This is a genomic window from Streptomyces canarius, assembly GCF_014650735.1.
GTDB classification, from domain to species: domain Bacteria; phylum Actinomycetota; class Actinomycetes; order Streptomycetales; family Streptomycetaceae; genus Streptomyces; species Streptomyces olivaceoviridis.
The window spans coordinates 1-13,836 of sequence record NZ_BMVN01000098.1 but is presented as its reverse complement, the minus strand read 5'-3'; the positions used below and the strand labels follow the sequence as shown (position 1 = coordinate 13,836).

The 13,836-nt window shown below is 74.5% G+C and carries 2 protein-coding genes; both read left to right on the top strand.

The genetic code is table 11. The features are described from left to right. A partial coding sequence (locus IE294_RS44640) for a type I polyketide synthase (RefSeq protein ID WP_189895064.1) occupies window positions 1-7,417 on the top strand: 7,417 nt, incomplete at its 5' end. 26 nt (window positions 7,418-7,443) lie between these two features. Further along, window positions 7,444-13,836 (top strand): type I polyketide synthase (locus IE294_RS44635; protein WP_189895063.1); only part of this gene is annotated, 6,393 nt, incomplete at its 3' end.

Genomic DNA, 13,836 nt, shown 5'->3' with positions numbered 1-13,836 from the left:
GTTCTGGTCGACGGCCGACAGTGCGTGGCTGGACGGTTCGGCGCTGGATGCCGGGTACTGGTATCGCAACCTGCGCCGGCCCGTGGAGTTCGACCAGGCTGTCCGGCAGTTGGTCGAGGCGGGTTACGACACGTTCGTCGAAGTCAGCCCCCACCCCGTGCTGACGATCTGGGCGCAGCAGGCACTGGAGGCCGGCGACGGCGGAGCCGTTGTCGGCACCCTGCACCGCGAGGAGGGCGGCCTGGACCGCTTCCTGACCTCCCTCGGAGAACTGCACGCGCGCGGCGCCGCGGTCGACTGGGCCGCCGTGCACGCGGGCGGTCGCCGTGTCGACCTGCCCACCTACTCCTTCCAGAGGAAGCACTACTGGCTCGTTCCGACTCCTGACGAACCCCGGGCCCTGCCCACGGCGGGCGACGGCGACGCGTGGCACTACCGGGTCACCTGGCGCGTCCTGACCGCCGGGCCGACCCGCCCGGCCGCCGGTGACTGGCTGGTGGTGACTCCCGCCGGCACGGACGTCGAGGGGTACCTCGACGCGCTGCGCCGGCACGGCGTCCACACCCTCGTGGTCCCGTGGGAGGAGACCGCCGACCGCAACACCCGCGCCGAACTGCTGCGCACGGCAACGTCCGGCGGCGAGCCCACAGGCGTGCTCTCCCTGCTGGGTCTCGCCGACCACCCGTGGTCGGCCGGATCGGTGCTGCCCGCCGGGCTTCCGCTGACCGTGTCCCTGCTCCAGGCCCTGGGGGACGCGGGCATCGACGCGCCGCTGTGGACCGCCACCCGCGGCGCCGTGTCCGTCAGCCCCGGCGATCCCCTGGACAGCCCCGCGCAGGCGGCCCTGTGGGGCCTGGGTGGTGTGGCCGGCGTCGAGTATCCGGCACGCTGGGCCGGACTGGTCGACCTGCCCGCCGCCTTCGACGACCGGGCCGCGGAACAGCTTCTGGCGGTGCTCACCGGGGAGACCGGGGAGGACCAGGTGGCCGTCCGCCCGTCCGGCGTCTACGGCCGCCGGGTCGAGCACGCCGAGCGGCCGTCCGGCCCCGCGACCGGCGACCCGTGGCAGCCCACCGGAACGGTCCTGGTCACCGGTGGCCTCGGCGCCCTCGGCGGGCACGTGGCCCGCTGGCTGGCCACGACCGGCGCCGAACACCTGGTACTGACCGGACGGCGCGGCCCGGACACCCCCGGCGCGGCCGAACTGGCCGCCGAACTCGGCGCCCTGGGCGTCCGGGTCACCGTCGCCGCCTGCGACGTGGCCGACCGGGACGCCGTCGCGGAACTCCTGGCCGGCATTCCGGCCGAGACGCCGCTGACCGCCGTGGTGCACGCCGCGGGTGTCCTCGACGACGGCGTGGTCGACTCCATCACCGGCGAGCGCGCGGCCGGCGTGTTCCGGCCGAAGGCCGACGCCGCCCTGCTGTTGCACGAACTGACCCGCGACCTGGACCTGTCGGCGTTCGTGCTGTTCTCCTCACTGGCGTCCACCGTCGCCGGCACCGGCCAGGGCAGTTACGCCGCGGCCAACGCCTACCTCGACGCGCTGGCCGTGCACCGCCGCGACCTGGGTCTGCCCGCCACCTCGGTCTCCTGGGGGCTGTGGGGCGGCAAGAGCCTGACCGACGAGGCCGTGGCCGCCCGCCTGATCCGCGACGGCATGCCCGCCATGGACCCCGAGCGCGCCGTCGCCGCCCTGCGGCACGCTGTCGGCCGACGCGAACCGCACGTGATCGTCTCCGACTTCGCGTGGGACCGGTTCGTCCCCGCCTTCACCGCCCTGCGGCCCAGCCCCCTCATCGCCGACCTGCCGGAGGTCGCCGCGCTCGCCGAACGGCCGGCCAGGCCCGAGCAGCCGTCCGCGCTGGACCGGGCCGCGCTGCTGGAGCTGGTGCGAACGGCGGCCGCCGAGGCCCTCGGCTACCCCGATGCCGACGCGATCGGCCGCGACCGCGTCTTCAAGGACCTCGGCTGCGACTCGCTGACCGCGGTCGAACTGCGCAACCGCCTCTCCCAGGCGACCGGGCTGCGACTGCCGGTCACCCTCGTCTTCGACCACCCGACCCCCTCCGCCGTCGTCGACCACCTGGTGGCGGAACTCGGCGAGCCGGAGGCGCGGACCCGGGACGTCGCGGTCCCGGCGGCCGGCGCCCCGGTCACCGATGACGAGATCGCCATCGTGGCCCTCGCCTGCCGCTTCCCCGGCGGCGTCCGCTCCCCGGAGGACTTCTGGCGGCTGATCAGCGAGGGCGCAGACGCCATCACCCCGTTCCCCACGGACCGCGGCTGGGACCTGGACGCCCTGTACGACCCGGACCCGGACCACCACGGGACCACCTACGCGCGCGAAGGCGGCTTCCTGCACGACCTGGCCGACTTCGACCCCGCCTTCTTCGGCATCTCCCCGCGGGAGGCGACGACCATCGACCCGCAGCAGCGGCTGCTGCTCGAAACCAGCTGGGAGGCGTTCGAGCGGGCCGGCATCGACCCGCAGTCGGTCAAGGGCAGCCGCGCCGGCGTGTTCGTCGGTTCCAGCTACCACGACTACGGTCTGCGGGTGCGCAACGCGCCGGAGGAAGTGGAGGGCTACCTCGGCATCGGTAGCGCGGGCAGCGTCGCCTCCGGGCGCATCTCCTACACCCTCGGCCTGGAGGGGCCGGCCGTCAGCGTGGACACCGCGTGCTCGTCCTCCCTGGTCGCCATCCACCTCGCCGCGCAGTCCCTGCGCGGCGGGGAGTGCACCATGGCGCTGGCCGGCGGTGCCGCCGCGATGGCCACCCCGGTGTCGTTCATCGAGTTCAGCCGGCAGCGCGGCCTCGCCGCCAACGGCCGGTGCAAGCCCTTCGCGGCTGCCGCCGACGGCACCGCCTGGGCCGAGGGCGTCGGCATCGTGCTGCTGGAGAGGCTGTCGGACGCCCGGCGCAACGGGCACCCGGTGCTGGCCGTCGTACGGGGCAGCGCGGTCAACCAGGACGGCGCGTCCAACGGCCTGACCGCTCCCAACGGTCCCTCCCAGCAGCGGGTGATCCGCGACGCCCTGGCCAGCGCTCGGCTGGCGCCCACCGAGCTCGACGTGGTCGAGGCGCACGGCACCGGCACCAGGCTGGGCGACCCGATCGAGGCCCAGGCGCTGCTGGCGACCTACGGCCAGGACCGCGCGCAGCCGCTGCTCCTCGGCTCGGTCAAGTCCAACATCGGCCACGCCCAGGCCGCCGCGGGCATCGCGGGCGTCATCAAGATGGTGCTGGCCATGCAGCACGGCACAGTGCCCGGCACCCTCCACGTGGACGAGCCGTCGCCGCTCATCGACTGGACCGCGGGCAGCATCGAGCTGGTCACCGAGAACACCCCGTGGCCCGTCACCGGCCACCCCCGCCGGGCAGCCGTGTCCTCCTTCGGCGTCAGCGGCACCAACGCGCACACCATCCTGGAACAGGCCCCCGACGACACGCCGACCGCCGACGACGTGCGGGAGCCGCTGCCGGTGCCGCTGGTGCTGTCCGCCCGCAGCGCCGAAGCGCTGCGCGAGCAGGCGGCCCGGCTGGACGGACACCTGGCGGAGCACCCGGAGGTACGGGTCGCCGACGTCGGCTACACCCTGGCCACCGCCCGCGCGCACCTCGAACACCGGGCCGTCGTGCCGGGCGAGGACCGCGACGCGATCCGTGCCGCCCTGCGGTCGGTGACCGGCACCCTGCTCCCCGCGGAGCGGCGCCTGGCGTTCCTCTTCTCCGGACAGGGCAGCCAGCGGCTGGGCATGGGGCTGCGGCTGTACCGCGAGTTCCCGGTGTTCGCCGGGGCGTTCGACACCGTGTGCGCAGCCCTCGACCCGCTTCTGGACCAGCCCCTGCACGCCGTCATCGGCTCCGCCGCCGACTCGGCGGAGGCGGACCTGCTCCACCGGACGGTCTTCACCCAGCCGGCCCTCTTCGCCGTCGAGGTCGCGCTCTTCCGGCTCGTCGAGCACTGGGGCGTGCTGCCCGACTACCTCCTCGGCCACTCGATCGGCGAGCTGGCGGCAGCGCACGTCGCCGGAGTGCTGTCGCTCCCGGACGCCGCCCGCCTGGTGGCGCAGCGGGCCCGGCTCATGCAGTCCATGCCCGGTGACGGGGCCATGGTGTCCGTGATGGCCCCCGAGGACGTGGTCCTGCCCTTCCTCGCCGACCGTGGGGACACGGTCGCCGTGGCCGCCCTCAACAGCACGACGGCCACCGTCATCGCCGGGGACGAGGAGGCCGTGCTGGACGTCGCCGGCCGACTCGCCGCGGACGGCTTCAAGACCAAGCGGCTGCGCGTCAGCCACGCCTTCCACTCCCCGCACATGGACGGCATGCTGAAGGAGTTCCGCGAGGTCACGGCGGGGATCGAGTTCCACCCGCCGCGTATCCCCATCGTCTCCAACGTCACCGGGGCCCTCGCCGACGCCGACCAGCTGTGCTCACCGGACTACTGGGTGGACCACGTCCGCCGGGCGGTGCGGTTCCTCGACGGCGTTCGCACCCTCGAACAGGCCGGGGTGACCGCGTTCCTGGAGATCGGCCCCGACGGCTCCCTCACCGCGCTCGCCCAGGACTGCCTGGAGGGCCGAGCCGAGCTGATCCCGCTGCTGCACCGGGACCGCGACGAGATCCACTCGGTGACCGCCGCCCTGGGCCGGCTGCACACCCAGGTGCGCACCCCCGACTGGGAGCGGGTCTTCGAAGGCCGCGGCATGCGGCGCGTGCCGCTGCCCACCTACGCCTTCCAGCGCGAGCGCTACTGGCTCGACGCCCCCGCCGACGCCGGCGACGTGACGTCGGCGGGTCTGGTCGCCCCCGGGCACCCGCTGCTGGGAGCCGCCGTCGAACTGGCCGAGTCGGACCAGTACGTGTTCACCAGCAGGCTGTCGCTGCACAGCACACCGTGGCTGGCCGACCACGGGGTCTTCGACGAGGCGCTGTTCCCGGCGACGGCCTTCCTCGAACTCGCGGTCCGGGCGGCCGACGAGGTCGGCTGCGGCCGGGTCGACGAACTGTCACTGGCCGCCCCGCTGGTGCTGCCGGCGCAGGGCGCCGTGGTCCTCCAGATGCGGGTCGGCCCGCGGGCGGCGGACGGGACCCGCTCGCTGGAGGTGTTCTCCCGGCCGCAGGACGCGCCCGCCGAGGAAGCGTGGACCCGGCACGCGGACGGTGTGCTGTCGCCGGCCGTCGCGCCCGCCGCCCCGTCGCTCGCCGAGTGGCCGCCGCCGGGCGCGGAGCGGATCGACGTCACCGGCCTGTACGACCGGTTCGCCGAAAGCGGCTTCGCCTACGGTCCGGTCTTCCAGGGGCTGACGGCGGTGTGGCGCCGCGGCGAGGAGGTGTTCGCCGAGGCCGCCCTGCCCGCGTCCGTGCGGTCCGAGGCCGGCCGCTTCGGACTCCACCCGGCTCTCCTGGACAGCGTGCTGCACTCGCTGGCCTTCGGTGTGCTGAGTGGCAGCGGCCAGGCCTGGTTGCCGTTCTCCTGGAGCGGCGTCACCCTGCACGCCGGCGGCGCGGCGGCCGTACGGCTGCGGATGGCGCCCACCGGCGACAGCTCGATGTCCGTCACCCTCGCCGACGCCACGGGCGCACCGGTCGCCACGGCCGAGTCGCTCGCCCTGCGGCCGGCCGCACCCGCCAGGTCCGCGACCGGTGGCGGACGGATCCACCAGACCCTGTACCGCCCGGAGTTCACCGAGGTACCGCTGCCCGCTGCCGGGGGCGCCCCCGCGTTCGAGGTGCGCGGCTACGAGCCGGGACAGGACGCCGACGCCGTGCGCCGCGCCACCCGGCAGGCGCTCGCCGACATCCGCGACTGGCTCGCCCAGGACCGGGAGGGCGCCAAGCTCGTCTTCACCACCAGCGGCGCGGTGCCCCTGACCGCGCAGGACGACGTGACCGACCTCGCCGGTGCCGCCGTCTGGGGCCTGGTCCGCTCCGCGCAGACCGAGCACCCGGACCGGTTCGTGCTGGTCGACCTCGACGACGACACGGCACTCGCGCGCGCCGTGGCCGGCGGCGAGCCGCAACTGGCGCTCCGCGACGGCCGGGCGTACGCCTACCGCATCGCGCGCGTACCGGTGGGCGCCGCTCCCGCCACGCCGCAGTGGGAGCGCGGTGGCACCGTCCTGGTGACCGGCGGCACGGGCGCGATCGGCGCCCACGTGTCCCGGCACCTGGTCACCGAACACGGGGTCAGGCGGCTGCTGCTGACCAGCCGCAGCGGCCCCGCCGGCGAAGGCGCCGCGCGGCTGCGGGAGGAGCTCACGGCGCTGGGCGCCGACGTCGAGGTGGCGGCCTGTGACGTCGCCGACCGCGACGAGCTCGCCGCCCTGCTCGCCGCCGTCCCGACCGCGTTCCCGGTCACGGCCGTCGTCCATACCGCCGGTGTGGTGCGGGACGGCATCGTGGCAGCCATCACCGACGAGCAACTGGACGCGGCCCTGCGGCCCAAGGTCGACGCGGTCCTCAACCTCCAGGAGCTCACCGCGGACCTGGACCTGTCGGCCTTCGTGGTCTTCTCCTCCGTGGCCGGCGTCTTCGGCGGCATGGGGCAGGCCAACTACGCCGCGGGCAACGCCTTCCTGGACGCCCTGGCCCACCACCGCAGGGCCCGGGGACTGCCGGCCGCCTCGCTGGCCTGGGGCCTGTGGGCCAACGACACCGGCATGAGCGGCCACCTCGACGAGAACGATTTCAAGCGCATCGCCCGGGGCGGCATCATCGCCTTCCCGCCCGCGGAGGGCCTGGAGCTGTTCGACACGGCGCTCGGCGAGGACCAGCCGGTCCTGCTGCCGCTGCGCCTGGACACCAAGGCGGTCCAGACGCAGGGCGAGGTGCCCGCGCTGCTCCGCGGCCTGGTGCGCTCGACCGTACGGCGCAGTGCCGCCGACGCCACCACCGGCGCCGCGGAGGCGGCGGGCCTGGCGCAGCGGCTCTCCGGCATGACGGACACGCAACGCGACCGGGCCCTGATCGACCTGGTCCGTGACCACACCGCCACCGTGCTGGGATTCACCGACGCCGGCTCCGTCGACGTCGACCGGGGCCTGCTCGAGGTGGGCTTCGACTCGCTGACCGCGGTCGAACTGCGCAACCGGCTGGGCGCGGCCACCGGACTCCGGCTCCCCGCCACCCTGCTCTTCGACTACCCGTCCTGCCGGGCCATCGCCGGCCACCTCGCCGCCGAACTCGTTCCGGAGCCGGCGGACGGGCGGCTGCCGGGCGCCGCCGAGCTGGAGCGGCTCACCGCCCTCCTGGACGACGAGCGTTACCGGGACGAGCTGACCGACCGATTGCGGGATCTGCTGGCCAAGGCGGGCCCGGGAAGCGACGCCGACCGCGTGGAGCAACTCTTCGACTCGGGCGACGACGACGAGATCTTCGACTTCATCGACAACGAACTGGGCATGTCGTGACCGCCCAACGAGGTACAGGGACAGCAGTGAACGACGACAAGCTCCGCACCTACCTGAAGCGGGTCACGAGCGATTTGCACCGCACGCGTCAGCGGCTGGCCAAGCTCGAAGCCAGGGACACCGAGCCCATCGCGATCGTGGGCATGGCCTGCCGCTACCCGGGCGGCGTGAGCAGCCCCGAGGACCTGTGGCGCATGGTCGCCTCGGGCACGGACGCCATCACACCGTTCCCGTCGGACCGCGGCTGGGACCTGGAGCGGCTGTACGACCCGGAAGGCGTCCGGCCGGACAGCAGCTACGCCCGCGAGGGCGGCTTCCTCGACGCGATCGCGGACTTCGAGCCGCAGTTCTTCGGTATCTCGCCGCACGAGGCGCTCGCGATGGACCCGCAGCAACGGCTGCTGCTGGAGACCACCTGGGAGGCGTTCGAGCGGGCCGGCATCGATCCGCAGGCCCAGCGCGGCGCCCAGGTCGGCGTCTTCGCCGGCATCCAGTACCAGGACTACGGCTCCCGCCTGCGCCATGTGCCCGAGGAGGTCGAGGGCTTCCTGGCCGGAGGCAACTCCGACAGTGTCGCCTCCGGCCGCGTCTCGTACGTCTTCGGCTTCGAGGGGCCCGCGGTCAGCGTGGACACCGCGTGTTCGTCGTCGCTGGTCGCGCTGCACCTGGCGGCCCAGTCCCTGCGCGCCGGGGAGTGCACGCTCGCCCTGGCCGGCGGCGCCATGGTGATGGCGACCCCCGTCGCGTTCACCGAAATGAGCAGGCAGCGGGGCCTGGCCCGGGACGGCCGGTGCAAGTCCTTCGCCGCCGACGCCGACGGCACGGGCTGGGGCGAAGGCGTGGGCATGCTCCTGCTGGAGCGGCTGTCGGACGCCCGGCGCAACGGACACCCGGTGCTCGCGCTGGTGCGCGGCACCGCCGTCAACCAGGACGGTGCCAGCAGCCGGCTCACCGCCCCCAACGGACCCGCCCAGCAGCGGGTCATCCGCAAGGCGCTGGCCGACGCCGGGCTGAACCCCGCCGACGTCGACGTCGTCGAGGCGCACGGCACCGGTACGCCGCTCGGCGACCCGATCGAGGCGCAGGCGCTGCTCGCCACCTACGGCCGCGCGCACAGCCCGGAGCAGCCGTTGCTGCTGGGCTCGCTGAAGTCGAACATCGGCCACACCCAGGCCGCCGCGGGCGTCGGCGGGATCATCAAGATGGTGCAGGCCATGCAGCACGGCCAGGTGCCGCCCACCCTGAACGTAGGCCGCCCCACGCCCCAGGTCGACTGGGAGTCCGGAACGGTCCGGCTGGCCACCGAACTGCTCCCCTGGCCCGCGGTGGACCGGGTCCGCCGTGCCGCTGTCTCCTCCTTCGGAGTCAGCGGCACCAACAGCCACGTCATCCTGGAACAGGCCCCGGCCCCCGAGGAGCCCGAGGAGACCGGAGCCGAACCGGGCACCGACGCCGCGCCCGCCACAGTGACCGCCCCGGCCGTCGTGCCCTGGGCGCTGTCCGCCCGCAGCGCCGGGGCACTGCGCGACCAGGCGCGGCAGTTGCGCGCCCTCACCGGCCTCGACCCCCTCGATGTCGGCCACTCCCTCGTCACCACCCGGGCCGCGCTGGAACACCGCGCCGTCGCGGTCGGCGACCTCGTCGGCGCCCTCGCGGCCCTGGAGCGCGACGAGGAGCACCCCGCCCTGGTCCGGGGCACCGCCCGGTCCACCCGCGACCTGGTCTTCGTCTTCCCGGGCCAGGGCGCCCAATGGGCGGGCATGGCGGTGGACCTCCTCGACACCTCGCCCGTGTTCGCCGCCCGGATCGCCCAGTGCGCCGAGGCACTCGCCCCGCACGTGGACTGGTCCCTGGAGGACGTGCTGCGCTCCGGCGACTTCGACCGGGTCGACGTCGTCCAGCCGTTGCTGTTCGCCGTGATGGTCTCCCTCGCCGCCCTGTGGCAGTCCGCCGGGGTCCGGCCGGACGCCGTCGTCGGCCACTCGCAGGGCGAGATCGCCGCGGCCGTGGTGGCCGGTGCGCTGACGCTGGAGGACGGGGCGCGCGTCGTCGCCCTGCGCAGCAAGGCGCTGAACGCCCTCGCGAACCGCGGCGGCATGACCTCGGTCGCCCTCTCCGCGGAGGAGGCCCGGCGCCGGATCGGTCCCGGCCTGTCCATCGCCGCCGTCAACGGCCCCTCGTCCGTCGTGGTCGCCGGCGACCCGGCCGCGCTCGACGCGCTCGACGGCTGGGACGACGTGCGCGTCCGCCGCATCCCCGTCGACTACGCCTCCCACTCCGCCCAGGTGGAGGAGATCCGCGAGGAACTGCTCAGCACCCTCGCGGGACTGAGCCCGCGCAGCGCCGAGATCCCCTTCTACTCCACGGTGACCGGCGGCCTGCTGGACACCGCCGCGCTCGACGCCGAGTACTGGTACCGCAACCTACGGCAGACGGTCGAGCTGGAGACCACCGTCCGGGCACTCGGTGCCGCGGGCCATGACGTCTTCGTCGAGGTCAGCCCGCACCCCGTGCTGGCCGCCGCGGTCGAGGAGACGGTCGGCGGGACCGTGGTCGGCACGCTCCGCCGGGAGGCGGGCGGCCTGGACCGGTTCCTGCTGTCCCTGGCCGAACTCCACGTCGCCGGCGTGACCGTCGACCTCGGCGCCCTGCTGCCCGGGGGCCGCAGGATCGACCTGCCCACCTACCCGTTCCAGCGGGACCACTACTGGCTGGAGGACCACAGCGGCCACCAGGGCGACGTGACCGCGGCCGGACTCGGCTCCGCCGAACACCCGCTGCTCGGCGCGGTCGTCGCGCTGGCCGACGCCGAGGGCGCCCTGCTCACCGGACGCCTCTCCGTCCGTACCCACCCCTGGCTCGCCGACCACACGGTGCGCGGCGCGATCCTGCTGCCCGGCACGGCGTTCCTGGAGCTGGCCGGCCGCGCCGGTGATCAGGTCGGCTGCGAGCGGATCGAGGAACTCCTGCTGGAGTCCCCGCTCGTGCTTCCCGAGAGCGGGTCCGTCGTCATCCAGCTCGCCGTCGGAGCTCCGGACCCGGACGGCCGTCGCACGGTGACCCTGCACGCGGCCCCCGACGGCACCGACGAGTGGACGCGCCACGCCAGCGGCATCCTCTCCGCCGCGCCCGTCGCCCTCGCCGCCGACCTCACCGTCTGGCCGCCGCGGGGCGCCACCCCGCTCGACACCGCCGACATGTACGACCGCTACGCCGCGGCCGGCTTCGGCTACGGTCCGGCGTTCCAGGGACTGCGAGCGGCCTGGCGCCGCGACGACGAGCTCTTCGCCGAGGTCGCGCTCCCCGACGACCAGCACGACCAGGCCCGGCACTTCGGCCTGCACCCCGCGCTGCTCGACGCGGCGCTGCACGTCACCGGCCTCGCCGACGCCGCCGAGGCCCGGCTGCCGTTCTCCTGGACCGGCATGTCCCTGCACGCCCAGGGCGCCTCCGCCCTGCGCGTCCGGATCGCCCCCGCCGGGCAGGACGCCGTCTCCGTCCACGTCGCCGACCCCGCCGGCCGCCCCGTGGCCTCGGTGGAGTCGCTGGCGCTGCGCCCGCCCGCCGACGACGCGGTCCGCGTCGCGGGGGCCGACGCGGTGTTCCGGCCCACCTGGAGCCCGGTGTCCGCCACGCCCGGCGCCGCCGGGCCGGCCGAGACCGTACGGATCCGGCCCGGCGGCGACGTCCGGGTCGTGCTGAACCACGCGCTCGCGCAGGTGCAGCGGTGGCTCGCGGACGACCAGCCGGGCCAGCTCGCGTTCGTCACGAACGGAGCGGTGGCCTGCGCGGACGCGGAGGACGTCACCGACCTGGCGGGCGCCGCCGTCTGGGGCCTCGTCAGGTCCGCCCAGTCGGAACACCCCGGCCGCTTCGTGCTGGTGGACACCGACGGCGGGATACCGCTCGTCCCCGGCGAGGACCAACTCGCGGTACGCGGGGCCCGTGTACTCGCCCCACGTCTGGAGCGCGTCCGGTCCGAGGGCCGGCCGCCCGCGCTCGACGGCACCGTGCTGATCACCGGTGGCACCGGCCTCCTCGGCTCCCACCTCGCCCGGCACCTCGTCACCCGGTACGGCGTACGCCACCTCGTCCTGCTCAGCCGCACCGGACACGCCCCGGAGCTGCGGGCGGAGCTCACCGGTCTCGGCGCCGAGGTCGACGTGGTGGCCTGCGACGCCGCCGACCGGGACGCGCTCGCCGAGGTGATCGGCAGCCTGCGGCGGCCGTTGTGCGCCGTCATCCACGCGGCCGGCGCACTCGACGACGGAGTCGTCACCTCCCAGACCCCGGAACGGCTCGACGCCGTCCTGCGGCCCAAGGCGGACGCCGCGGTCAACCTGCATGAGCTGACCCGCGACCTCGACCTGTCCGCGTTCGTCCTCTTCTCCTCCGCCGCGGGAGTCTTCGGCGGCCCGGGCCAGGCCAACTACGCCGCCGCCAACGCCTTCCTCGACGCGTTGGCCCGGCACCGGCGAGCCCTGGGCCTGCCCGCCCAGTCCCTCGCCTGGTCCCTGTGGGAGCAGACCAGCGCGATGACCGCGCACCTCGACGAAGCCGATCTGCGCCGCATCGCGCGCTCCGGCATGCCGCCGCTCACCCTGGAGCAGGGCCTGGAGCTGTTCGACCGCGCGCTGGCCGCGCCGGACCCGCTGCTCGTCCTGATGCGGCTGGACCTGCGGGTGCTGCGTGCCTCGTCCGACCCGGTACCGGCGTTGCTGCGCGGTCTGGTCCGCGGTCCGGCCCGCAGGGCCGTCGCGGCGGAGACCCAGCAGGACACGACCTCACTGGCGGGGCAGCTCGCCACCCTGCCCGCGAGCGACCGCCTCGGCGCCGTGGTCGACGTCGTCCGTACTCGTGTGGCCACGGTCCTCGGCCACGCCTCCGCGGACGTCATCGACGGCAGCAGGGCCTTCCGCGACCTCGGCTTCGACTCGCTCGCCTCGGTGCAGCTGCGGAACCGGCTCAACGCGGTCACCGGCCTCAAGCTCCCGGCGACGCTCGTCTTCGACTACCCGACCCCGCTGGCGCTCGCCGAACACCTGCTCGCCGAGCTGGGCGAGGGGCGGGATGCGGCCCCCACGGCGGCGGTCCAGGCGGTCACCGTCGACGAACCGATCGCGATCGTCTCCATCGGCTGCCGTTTCCCCGGAGACATCAGCTCTCCCGAGGACCTGTGGGACCTGGTCGCGGCCGGCGGCGACGCCATCGCCCCCTTCCCCGGTGACCGCGGCTGGGACCTGGACGGCCTCTACGACCCGGAGGGCACCCGCCGCGGTACCTCGTACGCCCGCGAGGGCGGCTTCCTCACCGCCGCGGGCGACTTCGATCCGGGCTTCTTCGGGATCTCGCCGCGTGAGGCGCTGGCGATGGACCCGCAGCAGCGGCTGCTGCTGGAGACGTCCTGGGAGGCGTTCGAACGCGCGGGCATCCGGCCTCAGGACCTCAAGGGCAGCGCCACCGGTGTGTTCGCCGGAGTGATGTACCAGGACTACGCGGCGCGTCTCACCGAGGTGCCCGAGGAGATCGAGGGCTTCCTCGGCACCGGCACCTCGCCGAGCGTCCTGTCCGGTCGGATCGCGTACACCTTCGGTCTGGAGGGTCCCGCGGTCAGCGTGGACACGGCGTGTTCGTCGTCGCTGGTGGCGATGCACCTGGCGAGCCAGGCGCTGCGCTCGGGCGAGTGCTCGCTCGCCCTGGCCGGCGGCGTGACCGTGATGTCCACGCCCGCCCTGTTCACCGAGTTCAGCCGTCAGCGGGGCCTGGCGGCCGACGGTCGCTGCAAGGCGTTCGCCGACGCCGCCGACGGCGCGGGTTTCGGCGAGGGTGTCGGCATGGTGCTGCTGGAGCGGCTGTCGGACGCGCGGCGCAACGGGCACCCGGTGCTGGCGGTGATCCGGGGCAGTGCGGTCAACCAGGACGGCGCGTCCAACGGCCTGTCCGCGCCGAACGGCCTCGCGCAGCGGCGGGTGATCCGGCAGGCGTTGGCCAATGCGGGGTTGAAGCCGTCCGAGGTGGACGTGGTGGAGGCGCACGGCACGGGGACGTCGCTGGGTGACCCGATCGAGGCGCAGGCGGTGCTGGCGACCTACGGTCAGGACCGGGACCGGCCGCTGTGGCTGGGTTCGCTGAAGTCGAACATCGGTCACACCCAGGCCGCCGCGGGTGTGGCCGGTGTGATCAAGATGGTGCTGGCGATGCGGCACGGCGTGCTGCCCAGGACCCTGCACGTGGACGAGCCGTCGGCGCATGTCGATTGGTCGGCGGGCAAGGTGGAGTTGCTGACGCAGGAGCGGCCGTGGGATGACGAGGACGGTCCGCGCCGGGCGGGTGTGTCGTCGTTCGGGCTCAGTGGTACGAACGCCCACCTGATTCTGGAGCAGGCTCCGGTGGAGGAGCCGGCTGCGGAGGAAGCGGTC